The organism is Methylobacterium komagatae, from assembly GCF_042661665.1.
GTDB lineage: Bacteria > Pseudomonadota > Alphaproteobacteria > Rhizobiales > Beijerinckiaceae > Methylobacterium > Methylobacterium komagatae.
The window spans coordinates 4035001-4057729 of the sequence record NZ_JBHSWN010000001.1 but is presented as its reverse complement, the minus strand read 5'-3'; the positions used below and the strand labels follow the sequence as shown (position 1 = coordinate 4057729).

20 protein-coding genes and 2 pseudogenes are annotated in these 22729 nt (G+C 69.8%); 10 read left to right on the top strand and 12 right to left on the bottom strand.

Annotated features, from left to right (window positions below):
• Nucleotides 1-71 precede the first annotated feature (71 nt).
• Nucleotides 72-803, top strand: coding sequence for a DUF3750 domain-containing protein (locus ACFQE0_RS20160; protein WP_378972833.1), 732 nt, complete (start codon nt 72-74; stop codon nt 801-803).
• Nucleotides 804-810: 7 nt separating this feature from the next.
• Here ACFQE0_RS20160 and ACFQE0_RS20155 read toward each other — a convergent pair whose 3' ends face one another.
• The 3 genes from ACFQE0_RS20155 to ACFQE0_RS20145 are packed head-to-tail and all read right to left on the bottom strand — an operon-like array spanning nt 811 to nt 1564.
• Nucleotides 811-1125 carry a hypothetical protein gene (locus ACFQE0_RS20155; protein WP_378972830.1) on the bottom strand — a complete coding sequence of 105 codons (315 nt, stop codon included), beginning with the start codon at nt 1123-1125 and terminating at the stop codon, nt 811-813.
• 29 nt (nt 1126-1154) lie between these two features.
• On the bottom strand, nt 1155-1382 hold the full coding sequence (locus ACFQE0_RS20150) for a hypothetical protein (RefSeq protein WP_378972828.1): 228 nt from the start codon (nt 1380-1382) through the stop codon (nt 1155-1157).
• Entirely contained in the window at nt 1382-1564 is a 183-nt protein-coding gene (locus tag ACFQE0_RS20145; RefSeq protein ID WP_378972825.1) for a hypothetical protein, read from the bottom strand. The genes ACFQE0_RS20150 and ACFQE0_RS20145 overlap by 1 nt, the downstream gene beginning before the upstream one ends.
• 328 nt (nt 1565-1892) lie before the next feature.
• On the opposite strand from ACFQE0_RS20145, the gene ACFQE0_RS20140 reads away from it, so the two are divergent.
• Both ACFQE0_RS20140 and ACFQE0_RS20135 read left to right on the top strand, forming a co-directional pair.
• On the top strand, nt 1893-2372 hold the full coding sequence (locus ACFQE0_RS20140) for an acyltransferase family protein (protein ID WP_378972822.1): 480 nt from the start codon (nt 1893-1895) through the stop codon (nt 2370-2372).
• A complete protein-coding gene (locus tag ACFQE0_RS20135; protein ID WP_378972820.1) occupies nt 2345-3475 on the top strand; it encodes an acyltransferase family protein in 1131 nt (376 codons plus the stop codon). The genes ACFQE0_RS20140 and ACFQE0_RS20135 overlap by 28 nt, the downstream gene beginning before the upstream one ends.
• Before the next feature lie 12 nt (nt 3476-3487).
• On the opposite strand, the gene ACFQE0_RS20130 is transcribed toward ACFQE0_RS20135, so the two are convergent.
• Nucleotides 3488-3778, bottom strand: coding sequence for a hypothetical protein (locus tag ACFQE0_RS20130; RefSeq protein WP_378972818.1), 291 nt, complete (start codon nt 3776-3778; stop codon nt 3488-3490).
• A 376-nt stretch (nt 3779-4154) separates the two neighbouring features.
• Nucleotides 4155-4859 (bottom strand): sugar transferase, encoded by a 705-nt coding sequence (locus ACFQE0_RS20125; RefSeq protein WP_378972816.1) that lies wholly within the window; start codon nt 4857-4859, stop codon nt 4155-4157.
• Nucleotides 4860-5472: 613 nt separating this feature from the next.
• On the opposite strand from ACFQE0_RS20125, the gene ACFQE0_RS20120 reads away from it, so the two are divergent.
• From ACFQE0_RS20120 to gspD, 3 genes and pseudogenes are all read left to right on the top strand, one after another.
• On the top strand, nt 5473-7218 hold the full coding sequence (locus ACFQE0_RS20120) for a type I secretion system permease/ATPase (RefSeq protein WP_378972813.1): 1746 nt from the start codon (nt 5473-5475) through the stop codon (nt 7216-7218).
• Nucleotides 7218-8572, top strand: a pseudogene (locus ACFQE0_RS20115) (HlyD family type I secretion periplasmic adaptor subunit). Before ACFQE0_RS20120 ends, ACFQE0_RS20115 begins: the two are co-directional and overlap by 1 nt.
• 215 nt (nt 8573-8787) lie before the next feature.
• The gene (gene gspD / locus ACFQE0_RS20110; protein ID WP_378972811.1) at nt 8788-11187 is read left to right on the top strand and encodes a type II secretion system secretin GspD; all 2400 of its coding nucleotides are present in this window, start codon (nt 8788-8790) and stop codon (nt 11185-11187) included.
• A gap of 57 nt (nt 11188-11244) precedes the next feature.
• Here the strand turns inward: gspD and ACFQE0_RS20105 are convergent, their stop codons facing one another.
• From ACFQE0_RS20105 to ACFQE0_RS20095, 3 genes are all read right to left on the bottom strand, one after another.
• Nucleotides 11245-11580 carry a hypothetical protein gene (locus ACFQE0_RS20105; RefSeq protein ID WP_378972808.1) on the bottom strand — a complete coding sequence of 112 codons (336 nt, stop codon included), beginning with the start codon at nt 11578-11580 and terminating at the stop codon, nt 11245-11247.
• A gap of 169 nt (nt 11581-11749) precedes the next feature.
• Entirely contained in the window at nt 11750-12277 is a 528-nt protein-coding gene (locus ACFQE0_RS20100; RefSeq protein ID WP_378972805.1) for a hypothetical protein, read from the bottom strand.
• Nucleotides 12274-13359 (bottom strand): hypothetical protein, encoded by a 1086-nt coding sequence (locus ACFQE0_RS20095; RefSeq protein WP_378972803.1) that lies wholly within the window; start codon nt 13357-13359, stop codon nt 12274-12276. Before ACFQE0_RS20095 ends, ACFQE0_RS20100 begins: the two co-directional genes overlap by 4 nt.
• A gap of 134 nt (nt 13360-13493) precedes the next feature.
• Here ACFQE0_RS20095 and ACFQE0_RS20090 point away from each other — a divergent pair, with 134 nt between their 5' ends.
• The 3 genes and pseudogenes from ACFQE0_RS20090 (at nt 13494) to ACFQE0_RS20080 (ending at nt 18342) form a co-directional block, all read left to right on the top strand.
• Nucleotides 13494-15224: a GspE/PulE family protein gene (locus ACFQE0_RS20090; protein WP_378972801.1), complete on the top strand. Its 1731-nt coding sequence runs from the start codon at nt 13494-13496 to the stop codon at nt 15222-15224.
• Nucleotides 15224-16438 (top strand): type II secretion system F family protein, encoded by a 1215-nt coding sequence (locus tag ACFQE0_RS20085; RefSeq protein WP_378972799.1) that lies wholly within the window; start codon nt 15224-15226, stop codon nt 16436-16438. Before ACFQE0_RS20090 ends, ACFQE0_RS20085 begins: the two co-directional genes overlap by 1 nt.
• Before the next feature lie 214 nt (nt 16439-16652).
• A pseudogene (locus tag ACFQE0_RS20080) lies at nt 16653-18342 on the top strand (methyl-accepting chemotaxis protein).
• Between the two features lie 211 nt (nt 18343-18553).
• Here ACFQE0_RS20080 and ACFQE0_RS20075 read toward each other — a convergent pair.
• Together ACFQE0_RS20075 and ACFQE0_RS20070 are read right to left on the bottom strand one after the other, a co-directional pair.
• The gene (locus ACFQE0_RS20075) at nt 18554-19030 is read right to left on the bottom strand and encodes a prepilin peptidase (protein ID WP_378972797.1); all 477 of its coding nucleotides are present in this window, start codon (nt 19028-19030) and stop codon (nt 18554-18556) included.
• 18 nt (nt 19031-19048) lie between these two features.
• A complete protein-coding gene (locus tag ACFQE0_RS20070) occupies nt 19049-19849 on the bottom strand; it encodes a hypothetical protein (protein WP_378972794.1) in 801 nt (266 codons plus the stop codon).
• Between the two features lie 196 nt (nt 19850-20045).
• Here ACFQE0_RS20070 and gspG point away from each other — a divergent pair, with 196 nt between their 5' ends.
• Nucleotides 20046-20498 (top strand): type II secretion system major pseudopilin GspG, encoded by a 453-nt coding sequence (gspG, locus tag ACFQE0_RS20065; RefSeq protein ID WP_378972792.1) that lies wholly within the window; start codon nt 20046-20048, stop codon nt 20496-20498.
• A 58-nt stretch (nt 20499-20556) separates the two neighbouring features.
• On the opposite strand, the gene ACFQE0_RS20060 is transcribed toward gspG, so the two are convergent.
• Complete coding sequence (locus ACFQE0_RS20060) at nt 20557-21090, bottom strand: hypothetical protein (protein ID WP_378972789.1); 534 nt, start codon at nt 21088-21090, stop codon at nt 20557-20559.
• An 82-nt stretch (nt 21091-21172) separates the two neighbouring features.
• Complete coding sequence (locus ACFQE0_RS20055) at nt 21173-22285, bottom strand: replication protein RepA (protein WP_378975596.1); 1113 nt, start codon at nt 22283-22285, stop codon at nt 21173-21175.
• Between the last annotated feature and the right edge of the window lie 444 nt (nt 22286-22729).

Below are 22729 nucleotides of genomic sequence, written 5' to 3'. Positions count from 1 at the left end.
TCGCATGCCCCTGCACGGAAGCGGACCGAACCCATAGATCCGGGCTGTCACGTCGTCCGGATCGATCGCCCTTGTTTCGCACCGCCCTCCTCGTCTTCGTCGTCGTCTTCCTCGCACCGATCGCCGTCTCGGCCGCGCGCTATTACTGGTTCAACGAGATCGCGGATTGGCGTTCGGCCGACCGGTCGAGCGCGGGCCTGCTGCCGCCCGCCGCACGCAATCCCGAGGCGGTCGTCCGCGTGTTCTCCGCGCGCACGGTGAGTTGGCGCGGCATCGTCGCTACCCATAGCTGGATCGTCGTGAAGGGAGCGGGCGAGCGCGCCTATCAGCGCTTCGACTACACGGCCTGGGGCCAGCCGATCTGGGTCGACCGCTTCGTGCCGGACGGGCGCTGGTTCGGCAGCCTGCCGGAGGTGATCTTCGCCGCCGACGGTCCGGAGGCGGAACGGATGCTGCCACGGATACGCGAGACCATCGCCACCTATCGCTATGCCGAGATCGGCGATTACCGCCTCTGGCCGGGGCCGAACTCCAACACCTTCGTGGCGGCGGTGATGAGCGCCGTGCCGGAGATGGAGGCGAGCCTGCCCGCCACGGCGATCGGGAAGGATTTTCCCTATGACGGGCGCTGGATCGGGCTCACCCCGTCCCGCACCGGTCTCCGCCTGAACCTCGGCGGCTATCTCGGGCTCACCGTAGGCTGGGTCGAGGGGGTCGAGGTGAACCTCCTCGGCGCAGTAGCCGGATTCGACATCCGGCGCCCCGGCCTCAAGCTGCCGGGGATCGGACGCGTCGGGATCTGAGCGGGCCTCAGCCCTCCCGCTGCGTCTTGAGGCTGCTGTCCTCGCCGGACGCTCCCATCGACGGGCTCGCCAGCCCGCTCGTATTGGCCTCGTCCGGAGAGCCCGGATCGTCGATCCGGCGGTTGGCCACGTGGTCCTGGTACTGTTCGGTCTGGACGTTCTTGCTGTCCAGGCCACGCTGGTCGCTGTGCTGAGACTTGTCGCGATTACTCAGCACCATGTTCTCGGGCAGGATTCCGTCCGGCAACTCGGTCATCGCGCCGGTACCCGAGCCCTTGCCCTGCGCGCCCGATCCAAACGTGTGCTTGTTGGCTTTGGCCATGTGGCGGTCTCTCCAATGGAGCGGTGGGGTCAGTGGGACCGGTCCGTGCGGTCGGGCGCGCGGCCCTTGCCCCCGTGGGTGTGGTGACTGTCGCGCTCGCCTCCGCCGCCGGAGACGTGAGACTTCGAATCGTTCGTGGGGCTGCCGGGCGCGGGTCCGCTCCGCTCCTCGTGGGCAGGCTTCGATGCGTCCTGATGGCTGCTGCCGGGACCGCCATGGTGGCGGTCGGCGGCGGGATTCTTCTGAGAGGTGCTCATCACCGATCCTGCTGGTGGCCCTGATGGGTCGTGTTCACCTTCGAATTGCCCGCTTGGCCGACCTTGTCCGGGTTCTGGACCTGGGCTCCGCCCTGGCCTTGTGAAAGCGGCGCGGCGGTCGCGCTTCCGGGGCCCTTGTCGGATTGGTTCGCGGGCGGGACGGGGGGCGGCTTGGCCGTCATGGTGGTCTCCTCGGTGGCGTGTCAGGCCAACCGTGCAGAGCCGACGACGTTCCTGCCGATGAAATTCCGCTGCACTATTTGTCTGGCCTTATGCTTGGACTATGCCCAAGCTTATCTTCTGCTGATCCGCGATTGATTGTCGCAACACGACAATGACTTGTCTCTATCGTGGCGATGCACAAGAGACGACATGTCGGTGCTGAGAGGTTCAAGCTGAGCTGTTTCGGACGTCGACCGATCCCGACATAGACTGGCCACGTTTCTCGATCTTTCGAGAGGTCCGCGTTCGCCGGCACCACGGCGCGCTTCGACGCTCGAGATGTCAGCGATGCCGATCCGCCTGAGCCGGGACATCCCCAGAACCGTGCCCGAAGCCATCCCGGCTCCGGGGCAGGTGGGCATCGCCCGGGCGGCCGGAGAGCTCACGAACCTGCAACTCCTGCGGGCGCTCGCGGCGGGTCTCGTCCTCATCCACCACGTGGCGATCTATGGGCAGATCTTGCGGGGGGCGGACAGACCCTTCGCGGCCCTCGACCAGCTGATGGGCGTGTGGGGCGTGGCGATCTTCTTCGCCCTGTCCGGATTCCTGATGGCGCGGCTCGTCACCCGCGATCCGCCGATGGTGTTCCTGGCGCACCGGGTGAGCCGCATCTTTCCCACCTACTTCGCGGTGGTCGGCCTGTTCGCCGTCCTGTACGCGGCCCTGGGCCTGGAATTCGGCGGACTCTCGGTGCTGGCTTTGTCCCTGGCACCGGTGGGGCCCCGCGCTGGCCGCTCAACGTGGAATGGACCCTCGTCCTGGAGGTGACCTTCTATATCGGGTTGTTCCTGCTCGCCTCCCTCGGGCAGGCCCGGCGCCTCGTGCCGGTGGCCGCCGGGTGGCTCGTCCTGATGGCCGTGGCCTTCCCGCTGCTGCCGCCCGGCAGCCGCAACATGATGCCGCCACCCCTCTATCTGGTGCCGGTCACGGCCTCCTGCGTGCCCTTCGCCATGGGGCTGCTGCTGCCGCGGCTGATCGCGGCGGGCTGGATCCGGCCCGCGACGGCGCTTCTCGCCCTGCCCTTCGCGGGGGCCTGCTTCTTCGTCGATGCGCCCGCCGCGCGCTGGCTCGGCGGTATCGCGGCGGTGCTGCTCGTGGGTGCCGCCGTCACCGCCCCGGCCATCGGGCGCCGGAGCCCGGCGGCGCGGGGGCTGATCGCCCTGGGGGATTGGAGCTACGTCCTCTATCTCGCCCATCCGCCGGTCCTGATGCTCGCGAACTGGGCCTGCCCGCCGCATTGGTCGGGCCTCGCCTACGGCGCGGTCTGCATCGCGGGCGCGCTGACCGCCACCGCCCTCCTCGGCCCCCTCGACGTTGCCCTGTACCGCCGCCTGCGTGGGCGGATCGACGCCCTGAGCCCCGCAGCGGGCAAGCGCGCCACCATCGCCTTCCTCAGCCTCTTCGTGGGCTGCGCCCTCTGGGGCAGCGTAGAGACGGCACAGCACGATTGGGCCGAGAGCCGCGCGCGCCACGCGATCGCGAGCCTGCCCGCCGCCTCCTGGACCACGCGCGAGGCGGCCGAGGCCGCGCTGGCCGGGCGCGGTCTCGCCCTGCCCTCCTCCGTCAAGGCGCGGGTCGAGTCCATTGAGCCCCTGCCGGGGAACGAAAGGCTGGTGGGGGCCTATGCGTTCGATCCGGCGAAGCCGGGCCGGGCGATGCAACTCGCCCTGTTCTGCGGCGGGCGGCTCGAGAGTCTGGAGCGGCCGCGCCGCCTGCGCAGGGACCTCGCCGGCCAACCCGGCTTCGAAGGCGTGGGCAAGCGGCGGATCGGATACCGCGTGCGCATCCCCGCCGGCCCCTGCACGCCGGACAATCTCCTGGCCGCCGCCGTGGACGACAACGGACGGATGGCGGTGCTGCCGCTCCCGTGAGGGAGCCGCCGGTCACTCGTGGTTGATGTGGAGGCGGCGCGTGGGCCGGCGCGTATCCTTCGGCAGGCCACGGACATGAATCGCGAGCGCGGTACCGACGAGGCAGAGAAAATAGCCGACCTGCATGGCGAGGAAGGCCAGGCCGGGCATCCAGCCGTCGAGGACACCGCCGACGGCGTGCGCGACGAGAGTCAGGAGCAGGGCGAAGGCAAGGGCGGTCACCGCGAAACCGACGACCGACACGTAGAGGCCGCACACGACACCGAACACACCGAAGAGTGCCAGAACGCCCGTCGTCTCCATCGGTCCTCTCCGAGTCCCGGCCCGTCGTTCCCCGGCTTGTCTCGGCGTCCCAGGCTCGCCGCAACCCCTTCACGGGCTTGCCGCAAAACCTTGGCGCCTCACTTATTCCGGAGGCGCACCCTGCGCCCTGTCGGTGAACAATCCCTACGTGAGCGACTTATCTCCCAGAGGAAGGCAGAAAGAAATACATTTTTGCGAATTAGAAACGAAACCTGTCGTCAAGCCGCATCGGTTTGACGGGACAAGCTTCATTGTGCGTGACGGGTGGACCGCTTTTGCCGCTTTTCACCGGACGACGACGTGTGTCGTCTTGTTCATCTCGATCGAGATCGGTGGCGGCCAGGCGGGAGCCTGGGCGGGATGATCCCTGCCCCGTTCAGTACGAACCCTTGACCAGGAAGACCGCCGGCACGGTGCGCAGGATGATGACGATGTCGCCCGCGAAGCTACGCGATTCCACATACTGCCGGTCGAGACGGACACGCTCGGCATAGGTCGTGTCGGACCGCCCGCTAATCTGCCACGCACCGGTCAGGCCCGGACGTACGGCAAAGTAGGCGTCGGCGGCATCGCCGTACTTCTCGACCTCGGCCTCAACGATCGGGCGCGGCCCGACGAGGCTCATCTCGCCGCGGATCACGTTGATGAGCTGCGGAAGCTCGTCCAGGCTGGTCTTGCGCAGCAGATGCCCGATCGCGGTGATGCGCGGATCCTTCTTGAGCTTGCGGCTCTGCGCCCACTCGGCCTGGGCCGTGGGATTCTCGGACAGGTACCGCACGAGGATCTCGTCGCCGTTCATCCGCATGGAGCGGAACTTCAGGCATCCGAAGGTCTTGCCGTCGCGGCCGAGGCGGCGATGGCTGTAGAACGGTGAGCCCCGGTCCACGGCCCAGACCGCGAGGGCGACGAACGCGAAGAGCGGCAGAAGCAGGAACAGCATCGCCATCGCGACGCTCAGATCGAACAGGCGCTTCATCGCCCTGTCATGGATGCGCTGGTGACCGTACCGGCCCTCGGCCTGCAGGCCGGACGCGACCTTGCGGGAGCGCAGCGCAGGAAGGGGCAGGTTAGAAAGCAGCATTCTGCGTCCCTCAATGACACGGGGTGGCGCCGTTGATTTTTAACTGGATATTAAGTTTCGAATGCCAGATTGCGTTGCACAATTCAAGACGCGACTTGGGTGATTTTGCCTGCTTTTTTCGTCCTTCAGCATGGAACCCTTTTGGGGGTAAGTGAAACGAGGACTATATTCACCAAGCATTTGCGCCTTTTATAACTTAGCCATAAGCCTTCTGGAAACCTTTGTTGCACTGCAATGATCCAGCGTCCCGCCGCCCTTTCCGGGTGTTAGCGGGCGTTTCGGCGTCAGGGCCCCGGCCGGAAAAGATTCTGCCCTCGATCGCACCCGCTGCAGTTGAAAACTTTTGCGTGAGCCCTTCGGCCTCGCCGAGCCGATGCCTCCCAGGTGCTGGAATCCGCGTTAAACATTGTTAACGCTTGGCCCTCATGGTCCTGATTCGCACGCGGTGGGACAGCCTCGCCAGTGCGAACAAACCTTTGAACGCGAACGCCTTCCTCGCTGAAGCCACTGTGATTCGGCCCCGAGGGCGCGACACCTTGCTGGAACGGAGCCTCCTTCCTCGTCCCGGATGAGCGAGGGGGCCTAGCGATCACGGCGGCACCCCGAGCGGATCATGGCGGCGACGACAGGCACTTCCCCCACGCTCGCCTCGGCCCTCGAACGGTGCCGGCTCGCCTTCATCGGCGTGGCCTGCATGAGCGCCTTGGTGAACGTGCTCTATCTCACCGGCTCGTTCTTCATGCTGGAAGTCTACGACCGGGTGATCCCGAGCCGCTCGGTGCCGACGCTGGTCGGCCTCTGCGTGCTCGCCCTCATGCTCTACGCCATCCAAGGCGTGCTGGAAGCGATCCGCACCCGGGTGCTGGTGCGCGTCGGCATGGCGCTGGACGAGGCTTTGAGCGCGCGCGTCTTCGACGTGACGGTGCGCGCGCCCCTGAAGGGCGGGCTCGGGCAGGATGGGCTGGTGGCGGTGCGCGACCTCGATCAGGTGCGCGCTTTCCTCACCGGCGGCGGCCCCTCGGCCCTGTTCGATCTGCCGTGGATGCCGGTCTACCTCGCCATCTGCTTCCTGTTCCATCCGCTCATCGGCGTGGCGACCATCGTCGGGATGCTGGTGCTGGTGGCGGTGACGCTCCTCACCGACCGGGCGACCCGCAAGCCCACCGTCCAGTCGGCGGTGACGGCCCAGCAGCGCAGCGGCCTCGCGGAGGTCTCCCGCCGCAATGCCGAGGTGCTGGCGGCCCTGGGCATGCAAGGCCGCCTCGGCCTGCGCTGGGCGCACGTCAACCGGACCTACGGTCTCGCGCAGCAGCGTACGGCCGATGTCGTGGGCGGCTACGGCGCCCTGTCGAAGACGTTCCGCACCGCCCTGCAATCCGGCGTCCTGGCTCTCGGGGCGTGGCTGGTGATCCACAACGAGGCGACGGGCGGCATCATCATCGCCTCGTCCATCCTCGTCTCGCGCGCCCTCGCCCCCGCCGAACTCGCCATCGCCCACTGGAAGGGCTTCGCCGCTGCCCGCCTGAGCTGGCGCCGCCTGTCCGACCTGTTCGGCCGCCTGCCCGAGGCGCCCCGGCCGCATGCCCTGCCCGCCCCCAGCCGCAGCCTGACGGTGGAACGGCTCGCCGTCGTCCCGCCCGGCGGTCGCAAGCCTACGGTGCAGGACGCGACCTTCGCCCTCTCGGCCGGACAGGGGCTCGGCATGATCGGCCCGAGCGCTTCGGGGAAGTCCTCCCTTGCCCGCGCCCTGGTCGGCATCTGGCCGCCCGCGCATGGGCAAGTCCGCATCGACGGAGCGGCCCTCGACCAATGGTCGAGCGAGACCCTGGGACCGCATCTCGGCTATCTCCCGCAGGAGGTGGAGCTGTTCCCCGGCACGGTCGCGGAGAACATCGCCCGGTTCGAGGACGGGGCGGATCCCGCCAAGGCCATCGCGGCGGCGCGGGCGGCCTGTGTCCACGAACTGATCCTGCGCCTGCCCGAGGGCTACGACACGCGCATCGGCGAGAACGGCACGGGCCTCTCCGCCGGGCAACGCCAGCGCATCGGCCTCGCCCGCGCCCTGTACGGCGACCCCTTCCTCGTGATCCTCGACGAGCCGAATTCCAACCTCGATGCGGAGGGCGAGGCCGCCCTCACCGAGGCGATCCTCGGCGTGCGCCGCCGGGGCGGCATCTGCGTGGTGATCGCCCACCGGCCGAGCGCGCTCGCCGCCCTCGACCTGGTGCTCGTCCTGTCGGACGGGCGGGTCCAGGCCTTCGGCCCCAAGGAAGAGGTGCTGCGGCACGTCCTGCGTCCGTCGCAGGCGCCGACATCCGCCCCCGCACCCGCCGTCGCAACCCTGCGTGAGAGCGCGTGATGAGCCATTCCAGCCTGCCCGCCCTCGGCTCCTTCGACACGCCCCTCGCCCCGCCGCCCTCCCTCGCCCTGCCCTCGATCCGCCGCCATCTCCTGGCGGCGCTCGGCCTCGGCCTCGTGCTGGTGCCGGGCATCGGGGGCTGGGCCGCGCTCACCCATTTCTCGGCGGCCGTGATCGCCCCCGGCCAGCTCGTGGTCGAATCCGACGTGAAGAAGGTCCAGCACCCGACGGGCGGCGTGATCGGCGAGATCCTCGTGCGCGAGGGTAGCCGCGTCCATGCCGGGGACGTGCTGTTGCGCCTCGACGGGACGCAGATCCGCACCAACCTCGAGATCGTCCTGAGCGCCCTCGATGAATTGTCCGCCCGCCGCGCCCGCGACGAGGCCGAGCGCGACGGGACGGCCGCCATCGCCTTCCCCCGGACCTCGCGGACCGCGCCGGGACGAGCCGCGCCGTCGCGCACCTGATGGAGAGCGAGACCCGCCTGTTCCAATCGCGCGTCGCGGCCCGGGAAGGCCAGAAGGCACAGCTGACCGAGCGGATCGCGCAGCTGCGCCAGGAGATCCTGGGCCTCGGCCAGCAGACGGAGGCCAAGAACCGCGAGATCGCACTGATCCAGCAGGAACTGGTCGGCGTGCGCGACCTCTTCGCCAAGAACCTCGTGCCGCTCTCGCGGGTGACGGGTCTGGAGCGCGACGCGGCGCGGCTCGAGGGCGAGCGCGGCCAGCTCATCGCCGCCACCGCCTCCTCGCGCGGCAAGATCGCCGAGACCGAGTTGCAGATCATCCAGATCGACCGGGAGATGCGCACCGAGGTCGGCAAGGACCTCGCCGAAATCCGCGGCAAGTGGTCGGAATTCGTGGAGAAGCGCGTCGCGGCGCAGGACCAGCTGATGCGCATCGACATGCGCGCGCCCCAGGACGGCATCGTCCATCAATTGAGCGTCCACACGGTGGGCGGCCTCGTCACGCCCAACGAGCCCGCCATGCTGATCGTGCCTCAGGCCGATCGGCTCCTCGTGGAGGTGCGGGTCCAGCCGCAGGACATCGACAACGTCCGCACCGGCCAGACGGCGATGCTGCGCTTCTCGGCCTTCAACCTGCGCACCACGCCCGAGGTCGCGGGTGAGGTGATGCGCGTCTCCGCCGACGTGAGCCAGGACCCCAAGACCGGCCAGACCTTCTACACCGCCCGCATCCGCCTGGACCCGAGCGCGAAGGAAGCCCTGGGCGCCCTGCGCCTCGTCCCCGGCATGCCGGTGGAGGCCTACATGCAGATCGGCGACCGCTCGGTCCTCTCCTACCTGACGAAGCCCCTCACCGATCAGATCGCCAAGGCCTGGAAGGAGCGGTGAGGATCCTCACTGCTCCTATACCGCGTCCCCGACGTGTGAATCGAAGAACTCTTCCTGAAGTCGACACTCTTACTTTCAGCAAGAGTTGGTTCGTATTTCCCACCTCCCGATGACGCTGTTTGAACACGCATAGATTGCAATTAAATGGTTTATTAACCATAAATCTTTAGCCCTGTAGCCCTGAACGACACGCCGTCACGGGGACCACAGGTGGTATGAAGGGTCGCGCACAGATCTTCGGCGCGGCAATCCTGTGCGTGGCGGCCACCGCAGCACCGGCTGCCGAACCCCTCTCGGACCTCCCCGGCGGCACGGACCTGCGCGGCGGGTCCGGGGGTGTGATCGTCCGGGGGACGGACCGGCTCGTGGGCAGCGACACCGCCGTGCAGGAGCCCATCCCCGCCGGGACCGTGAACCTCAACCTCGTCGATGTCCCGCTGACGGTCGCGGCCAAGGCGGTGCTCACCGACACCCTCGGCTGGGGCTACACCCTCGACGCCGATCCGAACGGCACCCTCACCCTTCAGACCGGCGGCCCGGTGAACCGCGCCACCCTGCTCTCGATGTTCGAGGCGGCCCTGTCGAGCCGGGGCCTCGCCCTGCGGCGCCGGGGCCGGACGGCGCAGATCGTGGCGGCGGGGGGCAACACGCTCCAACCCGTGCGCGGCGCCGGGGCCGAGGCGGGGGCCGTCGTGGTGCCCCTGCGCTGGATCTCCGCCGCCGAGATGCAGGCGATCCTGGCCTCCGTCGCCCCGCGCGACGTGGTGCTGCGGGCCGACCGGGCGCGCAACGTGCTGATCCTGAACGGCGACGCGGGCCAGATCCGTATCCTGCGCCAGACGATCGAAGTGTTCGACGTCGACTGGATGCGCGGCATGTCGACGGCGATGCTGCCGGTGCGCAGCTCGAACCCGCGGGCCATCGCCCGCGACCTCACCCAGATCTTCGGCGGCGAGGCGGCGGGCACCGGCGACGTCATCCGCTTCGTCCCCAACGAGGCTCTGAGCGCGGTGCTCGTGGTGACGTCGCGGGCGGCCTATCTCGATCGCGCCCGCGTCTGGCTCTCCGAACTGGAGATGCTGGCCGCCGACCGCGAGCGGCAACTCTTCGTCTACCGGATCCAGAACCGCTCGGCGAAGGAACTCGCCGCCGTCCTGCAGGGCGTCGCCGCCGCCGAGACCGGCACGAGCGTGAACATCACCGCCGGGGGCGGGTCCGGCGCGGGCGGGCTCGGTGCAGGCGGGTTCGGCGCGGAGGGCTCGGGCATCGGCGCCGGGTTCGGCACCTCCGGTTTCGGGGGCGATCCCGGCACCGGAGCCGGCGGATTCGGGAACGGCCAGGGGACACTCGGAGGCGGCCCCGGCGGATACGGCGCGAGCGGCCAGCCGTCAGGACCGGGCAGCCTCGCCGCGACGGCGCCCCTCGGCGGGGCGGGCGGCTACCAGCCGGGCGCGCAGGGCGGGGGATTCGGAGGCGGCTACGGCGGCGCGGGGGGCGGCTATGGCGCCGATGCGGGCTACGGCGTGGCGGGAGGCTCGGCAGGGGGCATGGCAGGGGGCATGGCAGGAGGCATGGCCAGCGGGATGCCCCGCCGGGACATGATCGGCATCGTCGCCGACGAGACCAACAATAGCCTCGTCATCTCGGCCACCCGCAACCAGTACGACAAGATCCTGCGCATCCTCGGGCGCCTCGACGCGATGCCGACGCAGGTGCTGCTGGAAACCGTCATCGCCGAGGTGACGCTGAACGACCAGCTGCAGTTCGGGGTGCAATGGTTCCTGCAGAACCGGGGCGACCGGCTGAACCTCGCCACCAGCGCCACGGCGGGCCTCAGCAACTCGGCCCTGCCGGTGACGCCCACCGGCACGGCGGTCAGCGGCACCGCCGCCCTGATTAGCGCGGCGACGCGGGGCGTGCCGGGCTTCAACTATCTGATGAGCGCGACGAACTTCAACGTGGTGCTCAATGCCCTTCAGGGCATCACCACCGTGCATGTCCTGTCTTCGCCCAACATCACCGTGCTCGACAACCGCACGGCCAAATTGCAGATCGGCGATCAGGTGCCGATCGTGAAGCAGAGCGGGCAAAGCGCCCTCGCGGCGGGCGCGCCGATCCTCAACCAGATCGAATTGAAGGATACCGGCGTCATCCTCTCGGTGACGCCGCGGGTGAACAAGAACGGCCTCGTGGTGCTCGACATCAACCAAGAGGTGAGCGACGTGGTGCCGACCACCACCTCCACGATTAACTCCCCGACCATCCGCCAGCGCCGGGTGGCGACGAGCGTGGCAGTGCATGATGGGCACAGCCTCGCCCTGGGCGGCCTCGTGCAGGAGAAGTCGCAGCTCTCGAACGAGAGCTTCCCGATCCTGGGCGATCTGCCGATCATCGGCACCGCCTTCCGCAACCGCGCCGACCAGCGGGTTCGCACGGAACTGATCGTCTTCATCCGCCCGAAGGTGATCCGTGGCGTCGCCGAGGCCGACCGGATCGCGGATGACTTCCGGCAGCAATTCCGGGCGATGATGCCCGTCCGCCCGGTCCCCCCACCTCCGCCCATGGCCATGCCGATGCCCGGCACGGAGGGCGTGCTCCGCCGGATGATCGATTAGCAGATACGGGGTTTCGAAGGGGCGAGCCCTTTCGCGGGTGCAGGGCAGCGCCCTGCGCTACCGCCGCAACGCGACCGGCGCGTCCGCGAAGGGCGCCGGGCGAAGCGTCGCCGGAGCCCCGAGGAACTCGGCCTGATAGGACACCCCGCGCTGCGAGACCGTCACCCGCTCCGGCGCGATGGCGGCGATGCGCCAATCGCCCCGTCCCTCGCCCGTGGCGAGCCAAGTGCGATCACCGCTGCCGTCATCGATGAAGGTGCGGGCCTCGCCTCCGTCGAGGCGGATGCCGCGCACCACCAGCACGGGCGCGGCCGGATCGGGCCGCTGAATCAGGTCGCGACTGCCCTGGGCGGTCCAGGCCCGGCGCCCGGGGTCGAAAAGGGGCCGCTGCACGGCGGCGCCTTCGGCCGCCCCCCGGATACGGGAGTGGCGGGCAAGGCTCGCGTCACGGGCGCGAAATCCTCTCCCGGCAGGGCCTGCACGGCCACGACGGCGAGACCCGCCAGAAGGAAGACGCCGCGCGCCCCCCATCCACTTGCGGTTAGCATCCGTGTCAGGGAACTCACGGAGTCCTCCGGGGCGCGGGCGGCGGCAGGACGACCCCGCGCGCGGTCAGGACGAGGCGCATGATCGTCGGACGTCCGATCTCGGCATCGGCCGGGCGGTCGATGCCGAGATCGGCCTGTTCCAGAACGACGAGGGGCGTGCCGGTCTCCAGGGCCTGGACGAACCCGTGCAGACCCTCGGCGGTGCCGTGAAGGGAGCCGTGCAGGCGCGGCAGGTCCGGCCGGGACGGATCGGGATCAAGGCCCGTCGTGTCGATCACCACCGCCCTGTCCGCCGCGAGGGCGTCGAGGCGGGCGCGGAAGGCCGCGAGCAGGGACTCGCCGTCCGTCCCCGTGAGCGGCGGGACGGCATCGGGCCGGGCGGCCCGCGCCTGCGCCCGGTCCAGGCGGTCGCGGGCGATCGCGATGTCGGCCGAGGCGTCGAGGGAGGCGGAGACAGCCCCCGCCCCGAGGGCCAGGAGCGCCCCGAACCCCACGAGGCGGACGAGCAGGGGCCTCAGGGCCAGATCCGGCAACCGCATCACGGGCGGCCTCCCCGGCCGGGGCGCGGCAGATGCAGGACGAGGCGGCGCATCCCGCCGGGCTCGTCCAGCGCGGTCTGGAGGACGGGCGGCCCGAAGCCGGGCAGGCGGCCGAGGGCGGCCAGGGCCCCCGCCTCGTCCTTGACGATGAGGGTCATGAGCGCCCCCGTGGCGTCGAGATGGAGGGCCGCCGCGGACACGCCCTCCGGCAGGGCGGCGGACAGCGCGTCCCAGGTGGGGGCGAGCGGCGGGGCGCGGCCCGCCAGGATCGCCGCGAGACCGGCCTGGACCGGCGGCGCCATGCCGGTTCCGGCCGCATGGCGTGCCGCCGTGAAGGCTTGGTCGAGGGACGCGAGCGTCGCGTCCTGATGCGCGCGCCAGCCCCAGAAGGCCACGGCCAGCAGAAGCCCCGCGCCGAGCCACAGGGCGGCGTCGCCCGATCGCGCGCCGGTCAGGGCGGGCAGCACCCGGTGGCCGTGGCTCAGGAGATCGACCGGCATGGTCTGGTCCTCGGCGCGGCCCACCGCCACCGGCCCGGCGGGGAGCCCGGCCTGCGCCAGGGCGTCGAGCACCGGATCGAGGCGGGTCTTCTTGATCACCACGTGGCGCACCCGCAGGGTCCGCGCGGCCACGTCCTCGCCCTCCACGAACCAGTCGCTGTAGACGCCGCCCGCGCGGAAGGGCGTCGCCGCCTCCAGTTCTTCTGCCAGCAGGGCGCGCATGCGCGGCAGGGAGGCGCTCGGCAGGTCGAGGCTGCGGACGAAGCAGGCAGCGGGGTGGAGGAGCACTTTCACCCGCAGGCCGCCGCGCCCGCCCGCCACCGCGGCGAGGCGTTCCGCGAGGTCGCCCTCCCCGGTCCTGAAGCGGTAGGTGCGCGTCTCGTCCGCGCTCCGCTCGGTCAGCGTCACGGTCTCGTCGCCCGGTGCGCCGAGGCGCATCGTCAGGGCGGTCTGGATCCGATCGGCCCTCGGCTCGGTGAAGCCCGACAGGTGCACCGCCGAATCAAGAATCTGCCGCAGCCGCGCCGTCCGGGCTCCGGCCAGCCAGAGGCGGATAGCGGACGGAACGGCGGATATGACGTTCACGGTCAAACTCCGATTTCCCGCGTCAGCCTTCGTTAAGCCTCCGGTATTTCCAACCCTTTAAGGATGCCTCATCTGCATTCGCTCGCTTTGCGATGGTGTGCGGACGGAACAGAGCGACACGGGACCACCGGGTGATGCTGAACATCTGGGCTGCCAAGAGCCGCCCGCTCCGCTCCCAGCCCGACCGTCGCGGCGACAGGCGCGGTCCCCGCGACGACGCGCGGGACTTCATCGCCTTCCTCGCGGAACGAGAGGTGCTGGATGCGGCGGGACACGAGCGGGCGCTCGCCGCCCTCGACCTGCCGGGACGGCGCACGCTGCCCGTGCTGCTGGTGGAACTCGGCCTCGTCCACGAGGCGACGCTCGTCACCGCCCTCTCCGAGGCGACGGGCCTGCCGATCCTGGCGCCGGAGGAGATCCCGGCCTCCCCCGTCCTGCCGGACTCGATCGGCGCCGATTACTGCGCCCGCGCCCGTGCCCTGCCGGTGGCGGCGGATGCGGACAGCCTCACCGTGGCGGTGGTCGATCCATTCGACCCCGAGATCGCGCCGGCCCTGGAGCATCTGGCCGACCGGCGCGTGGTGCGCGTCCTCGTCGGGCCGGGGCATTTCGAGCGGACGCACCGGGCGGTCTACGGCGATGCCCCGCAGGACGACGACGGCGCGCCCGACGACGACCTCACCCGCCTGCAGGACGTGGCGAGCCAAGCGCCCATCGTGCGGCTCGCCGCCCGCCTCGTGCGCAAGGCGTTCGAACTCTCGGCCTCGGACATCCACCTGGAGGCCGAGGAGGCCGACATGCGGGTGCGATACCGCGTCGACGGCGTGCTGATCGAAGCCGAGCGGCTGGCGAAATCCGTGCAGCTCGCCCTGACCACGCGCATCAAGATCCAGGCCGGGCTGAACATCGCGGAGCGGCGCCTGCCGCAGGACGGCCGCATGAAGGCCCCCGACCGGGGCCAGGAGGTCGATATCCGCGTCTCGACCCTGCCGACCGCCCATGGCGAGAGCGTGGTCCTGCGCGTGCTCGACGGCTCCCGCCGGGTCGAGGATTTTTCCGGGCTCGGCTTCGATGCCCCCTCCATCGCCCGGATCGCGGCCATGACCGCGCGGCCGAACGGTCTCGTCCTCGTCACGGGCCCCACCGGATCGGGCAAGACCACCACCCTCTACGCGGCGCTGAAGCGCCTCAACGGCCCCCATCTCAAGGTCGTCACCGTCGAGGATCCGGTGGAGTACCGGATGGCGGGGGTGAACCAAGTGCAGGCCCATCCCGGCATCGGCCTCGACTTCGCCGCCGCGCTGCGCTCGATCCTGCGCCAGGACCCGGACGTGGTGATGGTCGGCGAGATCCGCGACGGCGAGACTGCGCGGATTGCCGTACAGGCCTCGCTGACCGGCCACCTCGTGGTCTCGACGCTCCACACCAACTCGGCCGCCGCCGCCGTGACGCGCCTGATGGACATGGGCGTCGAGCCCTACCTGATCGCCGCGACGCTCAACGGCGTCGTCGCCCAGCGCCTCGTGCGCCGCCTCTGCGACGACTGCGCCGAGACCGTGCCCGGCACGGAGCGGGACCGGATCGCCCTCGGGCTGCCCCCCGGCACGCCCTTCACCCTGCGGCGGCCCTGCGGTTGCCCCGCCTGCAACGGCACCGGCTACCGGGGCCGCATGGTCGCCTCCGAGGTGATGCTCCTCGACGGAGCCCTGCGCGGGATGATCGCCGACCGCGCCGGGGAGCGGGCCATCGCCGACCGCGCGCGCGCGGAGGGCATGGTCTCGCTCTCCGAGAGCGGGCGGGCCCTCGTCCTGTCCGGGCGGACGAGCCTCGACGAGGTCGGCCGCGTGCTCGAAGGTCTCGGCTGATGGGTCGCTTCGCCTACCGGGCCTATTCCGCCGACGGGCGCACGCGCTCGGGCCAGGTGGAAGCGCAGACCCGCCAGCGGGCGGTGGCGCAATTGCAGGGCGAAGGCCTGCGGGTCTTCGCCATCGAGCCCGCCGCCGCAGGGCCGGACGCCTTCTGGAAGCGCGATCTGTTCGGTCGCGACCGGGTGAACGACGCCGCCCGCGTCGCCTTCCTGCGGGAATTCGGGACGCTGCTCGGCGCAGGCCTCACCGTCGACCGGGCGCTGCGTCTCACCGAGCGTCAGGCCTCGAAGGCCCTGCAACCCGTTCTCGCCGACCTGCTCGAACGTGTGGTGGGCGGGGCCTCCCTGTCGCGAGCCATGGCGGCCCACCGGCAGGCCTTCCCGTCGGACATGGCCGATATCATCCGCGCGGGCGAGGCGACCGGCACGCTCACCGACGTGATCGCCTCGCTGACCGTCTCCGTGGAGCGGCGGGACGCGGTACGCCGCCACCTGACCTCCGCGATGATCTACCCGAGCCTTCTCATCCTGATGGCGATCGGCACCGTGGCGATGATCGTCGGTGTGCTGGTGCCTGCGCTCGCACCGATGTTCGAGGGGAGCGGCCAGGCCCCGCCCTTCGCGATCCGCGCCGCCGGGGCGTTCGGGGCCTTCGTCTCCGCCTGGTGGCCGATCCTGACGGGCGGGAGCGTGCTCGCCCTCGTGCTCCTTGCGCGGCTCTGGCCAAGGCCGGGCTTCGCGCGGGCGCGCTCTTCCCTCGCCCTGCGCCTGCCCCTGGTGCGCGAAGTAGTGGTCGGCATCGAGATGGGCCGGATCTGCCGGGTGCTCGCCACCCTGCTCCAGGCCCAGGTGCCGGTGCCGGATGCGGTCGCCGCCACGAAACCGCTTGCGGGAAACCGGCTGTTCCGCCTCGCCCTGGACGAGGCCGGGCAGCGGCTCGTGGAAGGCGGCAGCCTCGCCTCGGGCCTCGCGCGCCTTCGCCCCTACGCCCCCTCCACCATCAACCTCATCGCCAGCGGCGAGCAGGTGAACCGGCTGGGCAGCGTGCTGGGCCACGCCGCCGACATGCACGAAACCCAGACCCGCCAGCGCATCGACGGGATGCTCGCCCTGTTCACCCCCCTCGTCACCGTCGCCATCGGCGCGTTGATCGGGGGGCTGATCATCTCGGTGATGGGCGCGATCCTGAGCGTCGGGCAGCTGGCCCAATGAGGGAGCCCGGCCCACTCGGTTCGAAGCGGGCGGAGGACACAACCGGACTTGATGGAAAGAATCACCGCAACAGCCGGAAATGCAACGAAGACGTGTTGCATATAAAGTATTCAACCATATCACATTTTTCGAATACTATTAACTTTTTCCCGGCAGCTTAAGAACCGGCTGCCGCAAACACTCCCGGATTGTCGGCACCGTCCCGAGGCCGGTCGTGTCGCTCCAATCCCTCTCCATCCGCACCAAGCTGATCGCCGCCTTCGCGGTGCTGCTCCTGTTCCTCGGTGGCCTTACCGCGGTCGGCCTGTGGAGCGCCTTCAGGATCAACGGCCTGCTCATCGACGTCGAGACGAACTGGCTGCCGAGCATGCGGACCGCAGGCCAGGCCGATGCGCTCACGGGCCGCTACACGACGAGCCTCTTGCGGCACATCCTGACGGACGACCCCAAGATGATGGCCGGCATCGATGGCGATCTTGTCGACCGTGCGCGGAAGATCGACACGATCGCGAAAGCCTACGAGGGTCTGATCGAGCTCACCCGAGGAGCGGGCCCTCTACGACACGTTCTCCCGCGAGTGGCGGGTCTTCCTGGGAACCGTCGACGGCATCCTCGTCCTGTCCCGCAAGGGCGAGAAGGCGGAGGCCCTCCGGCTCTACGGGTCCACCAGCGTCACGCCGCGCCGGAACGCGTCGATCGCGCTCGATCAGATCATCCAGCTCAACCAGGACGGAGCCCGGCAGGCCGAGCTCCAGGGCCGCGAGGTCTACGAACGGACGCGCCTGACGCTGATCGGCGCCGGCCTGACCGCCGCCATCCTGGCGATCGCGCTGGCGGCCACGATCATCCTGGGCATCTCGCGGGGGATCGGCTCGGTGGTGAGCCCCATGCAGTCCCTGGCGGCCGGCGACCTCACCGTGACCATCCCGCATCAGGGCGCCGGGACGGAGATCGGGCAGATCGCGGATGCCGTGCAAGTGTTCAAGGACGGGTTGATCCGCATGCGGGCGCTGGAGGAGGAGACGGTGCAGGCGCGGCTCGCCGCCGAGGAGCAGCGCAAGCTCGGCATGCGCCAGATGGCGGACGGGTTCGAGGCTGCGGTCGGCGGCATCATCGGCATGGTCTCGTCGTCGGCGACCGAACTCCAGGCGACGGCACAGCAGATGACCGCGACCGCCGCCGGCACGGCCAGCCAGTCGACCACCGTGGCGGCCGCCGCCGAGGAGGCCTCGTCCAACGTCAACACCGTCGCGGCGGCGGCCGAGGAACTAGGCTCCTCGGTTCAGGAGATCGGTCGGCAGGTACAGGGTTCGGCGACCTTGGCCCAGGCGGCCGTCGGCGAGGCCGCCCAGACCGCCCAGCTCGTGCAGGTCCTGAAGACGACCTCGACCCGGATCGGCGAGATGGTCGGCCTGATCTCCGGCATCGCGGGCCAGACCAACCTCCTGGCCCTCAACGCGACCATCGAGGCGGCGCGCGCCGGGGCGGCCGGCAAGGGCTTCGCGGTGGTGGCGACCGAAGTGAAGGCCCTGGCCGAGCAGACGGCCCGCGCCACGCAGGAGATCGCCAGCCAGATCGGCGAGATCCAGGGCGTGACGGATCAGGCGGTCTCGGCCATCAGCGGCATCGCGCACCGCATCCGCGAGATCGACACCGTCGCCACCAGCATCGCAGCGGCCGTCGAGCAGCAGGGCGCCGCGACCCAGGAGATCGTGCGCAACGTCTCGCAGGCCGCGATCGGCACCTCGGAGGTGACCGGGACCATCGCGGGCGTGGCCCAGGCCTCGGAGGAAACCGGCGCGGCGGCCAGCCAAGTGCTCTCGGCGGCCTCCGAACTGTCGCGGCAATCGGAACATCTCGGCGCGGAAGTCGAGCGCTTCCTTGCGACCGTTCGCGCCGCCTGACCGGGCGACGCCGGTGGCGGGCCGGGGCGCTGACCCGGCCCACCGCCCCGAGAGGACGCGGGAGGTGCGATCGATCGCCGAACTCGTCCAGCCGCCGCCGGTCGCCTGGCTCTTCGATGCGTTCACTCCGTCCACGCGAACGCGCACGGGACCGCTGTTTCTCCATCCATTTTTTCCAGACCAGGCTGACGCCTCCGTCCGGATCGATGCCCTAGGCGGCGGCCCCCAAGGCCAGCGCCACGTGCAGCCCCAGGGCCAGGAACGGCCCGAAGGGCAGGCGCGTCGTGGCCCCGACCCGGCGGCCGGAGAGCGCGGCGAGGCCGATGGCCAGGAGCGCCGCGAGGCTGGCGACGAGGATCAGCAGCGGTACTTGCGGAAGGCCGGTCCAGGCCGTGGCAGCGCCGAGAAACTTCACATCCCCCAGACCGAGGCCGATCCGGCCGCGCAGACGGGCATGGAGCGCCCTGACTCCCCAGCCGAAGCCGAAGGCGAGGGCCGCCTCCGCGCAGCGCATCGAGACGTCGAGCGCATCGGGATCACGCCACGCTGTCAGCGCGAGACCGGTGGCCAGCAGGGCGAGGTTCAGCCCGTCCGGGATGATCCGCCGCCGCAGGTCGATGACGGCCATGGGCACGGTCAGCGGCAGCGGCGCCAGAACGAGCACGAGCGGGAAGAGGTCGCCGGTCATCGCATCCGCCACGGGGTCTCAGCTGGCGGCGGCACGGATCCGCACGAACTGGCTCGGCGGAATGCGGGGTTCGGCATCCAGGACGGCGGCGCCCTCGGCCTTGCCCCGGCGGAAGGCGCTCCATTCGCGCAGGTGCAGCCATAGGGTGTAGGCGCCGAAGGATGCGGCCGCGACCCCCAGGAGCCACAGGCCGATCAGCGTCGAATAGGCGACGGTGCCGTTCAACTCGCGCATCAGCCCGAGGGCGAAGGCGGTGTACCACGAGACCCCGGAGACCGCGCCGGAGACGAGGAAGATGCCCGTGCGCGCGCCGGAGATGCCGTCGAGCATCGGGCGCCCGACATCGCGCAGGACGCCGGGCAGGACCGCACTGTGGATGACGAGCCCGTTCAGGGTGAGCACCCCCACCACGGTGATCTTCGCCCAGAGCTTCGGGTTCTGGAACTTCTCGGGCGATTCCGCCGCATAGACCGCCAGGAAGCCGAGACCCGAGATCCAGAGCAGGACGAGACCCACGCTGCAGACCTTGCTGACGAACAGGAAGATCCGTGCGATCTCCGGTGGCAACCCGCCCCAGCGCATCCAGCGCAGGATCCAGAAATCGAGCATCGTCGCCCCGCCGAGGCCGAAGCACAGACCGACGAGATGCAGCCCCACCAGCAGGGTGAGCACCCGCACCGGTGGCAGCGACCCCGGCAGCGCGAGGGTCAGCGCCTCGGCCGGGGACTGTGCCGCGAAGGCGGGGGCGGCAGCCCCGAGGAGACCGAGGATCAGGCCCGCGCCGATCACAGGAAGGAGGCTCGTGCGGGCAGCGGGCATCGTCTCTGTCGGCCCCTTCGAGCCTCTCCCCACGGGACAGAACCGTTTCTGTCGCAGGATCGCGTTAACAAAGGCAAAAACCCTGCCTCCGTCCTAGGCCGAAAACCGTCGAACGGTCCAAAGTCCGCCAGCGAAATCTTTAGAACTACCCTTCATCCTGCCGGTCTGTAGTCAGTATCACTGTCGGAGCGGGGGAATGGACGAATACGCGATCGGGCGCCGCGACGATGCGGACGCGCGTGAGCCCGGGGAGGCGGGCTTCTCCCTGGTGGAACTGCTCGTCGTGCTGGCGATCATCGGTATGATCGCGACCATGGTGACGCCGCAGGTGCTCGGCTATCTCGGCCGCGCCAAGGGCGAGACCGCCCGCATCCAAGTGAAGAACATCGCCCAGGCGGTAGAGCTCTACTATCTCGATCTCGGCGGCTACCCGAGCCCCGATCAGGGTCTCCAGGCCCTGGTGCAGCCCACCGGCCCTGCTTGGCGCGGTCCCTATGTCCGCGACGCCCGCGGCCTCGTGGACCCCTGGGGCCACCCCTACCTCTACCGCTCACCCGGCCTCGGCGGCTCGCCCTACGAGGTCTACTCGCTCGGCAGCGACGGCAAGATTGGCGGCACCGGCGACAGCGCCGATGTCGCGAGCAACTGACGGGGTTCCACAGGGCTCCGCCCTGCACCCGCAAAAGGGCTTGCCCTTTCGAAACCCCCTATTCCTCTGCCAAGCCGTAGACGGCGTCGCCATGGCGGCGCAGGGGGCCGCCTTCACCCGAGCGTTTCCAGAGCCGCGTGTTGAGAGCCGCCACCGGGTCGCGCCCCGGAATGGCGAAGCCCCGCGCGATCAGCCCGTCATGAATGTCCCTGGCATGGAGCGGCTGCCCCGCCGCCGCCAGAATCGCGCAGGCCGCCTCGATCAGGGCGCGTCCGTAGCGGCGCGCGCCGGTCGGGTCCTCCGCGAAGGCCACCGGTTCCGGTGCACTCGGCCGCCTAGGGCGGGGCGGGGGGCTGGCGAAGGTCGGCACCGCCTCGGGTTCGGGCCAAGGGGTGGGCCAGGGGTCGGGCGCAGGCGCAAGGTGATCCGCCACCGGCAGGGGATCGGGCGTCGCGGGCCGGGGGGCCCCCGCCTTCAGCCGCCGCCCGAGTTCCAGATAGAGAACGAGATCCGCGATCTCCCGGTCGAGGGCTTCCCGCTGACGGCGCAACTGCGCCAGCCTCTCTTCCGCTTCATGTTCCGAAAGGCCCATTCCGTTCCTACCGCATCAATTCCTTCAATGGAATATGGGGCGATCCTGCACACTGCAACGGAATAATGTTTGTTCCGTATTCTTATTCCATATCTTCCGTGCGATGCCCGCCTGCTTTTCTCTTCATTCCCTTCCGTGGGGGAACGAGCAAGGCGGTCTCATCGGCGGGTGAGAGAACGAGGCCGTTCTCATCCAGGCTTGCCGGCAGCTTCGGGAACACCTCCTGCAGGTGGGCGAGGTCGGCCTTGAAACCCTGCCGGAAGCTGCGGATCGACGCGTTCTCCGCCCCGAATTGCTGGTGCAGGTTGTTCCAGGTGAGCCGCAGGGGGCGGGGAAGGGCGCGCAGGCGGTAGCCGAGCCAGAACAGGAGATCGAGCTTGCGGGCCGACCCGGAAAACGCCTTGGCCGCCCGCATGTCGACCGGCAGGGCGTGCCGGATCAGCGTCTCGTAGAATTCCTGATCGAACCGCACGGTGCGCGCGCCGTCCAAGGCCTCTTCCCCCTCGCCGGAGCGGGGGCGCCACAATTCCAGGCTCCGGAACGGCGGCACATTGAGGGTCGTGGCGCTGTCGCGCCCGTCCCACAGGCCGATCTGCATGGTGCAGGCGGCAAGCCGGTTCAGCTGCTCCTTGAACTGCCGGATCGTGCCGCGCTCGCCCCCGGTCACGGCGAAGCCCATCTCGCGCATAAATCCAGAGAGCGTATCGGCCACCTGCACCACGGCGCTGCGCTGGCGCACGGCCTCGGTGCAGAGATGCAGCAGCATCAACCGGGCCTTCGGCCCATAGGGCAGGCCCTGCGGCTCGAAGGCGCCCGTCGTCGGGTCCTTCAGGCGCCCGGCGATGAGATTGAGAGAGTTGCGCCCGTAGGTGCGGGAGAATTCCCGCATCGCTCCCGGATCGCGATAGGGCAGGCCGCACAGGGCGAGAACGGAATGGATGTGCTGGAGGTTCTCCGGCAGCGCGGGCTCGTTCTCGATGACGAGGCGCACGGCATCCCGCCGCCGCTGGTCCCGTGACAGCTCGGCCCGGCGCGCCTCCTCCTGCCCCCGCACCGCGCGGGCTTCGTTCCGCTCCCGTTGCCGGTGGTGCAGGTGGGCGACGATCTGCGCGAACAGGAAGCCGCCCCTGGCCGCTTCCAATTCGGCCAGGAGGTCGGGATCGCGGATCTCTGCGATCGTCTCCTCGATCCCCATCGAACCCCATGCCCACGCCAAGGCCGCCCGGACGGAACAGGCCATCCTGAGGGCATGGCACGATTCGCCCTCGCAGGGCGTGGCTCTGTCGGACTTGTCCCGGCAATCCACGGTGTCAGGCTCCACCGTCGGTGGGGCGAGGGGGGAGTGCGGGCGGTCGTTCCGAAGCGCACGCAGAGTTCGATACGCCCGTTTGTCCCCGGACTTCACACCCTTCCCTCGATTTCCGCGCTGAATCGCATACGCAACCACGCAGAATCCCATGCGTCACGGCGCAGGTCTCGCGCAGACTCCCATACGCACCCGCGCAGAGCCCGATACGCCTCCGCGCAGAGTCGGATACCGGAATTGGCCTCAACTCCCTGACAGAGATACAAAATCCCAACGGCATATAACTTACCGAACTGACTCTCTGATAAAATGATTTAGATAGTTTTCCTAATC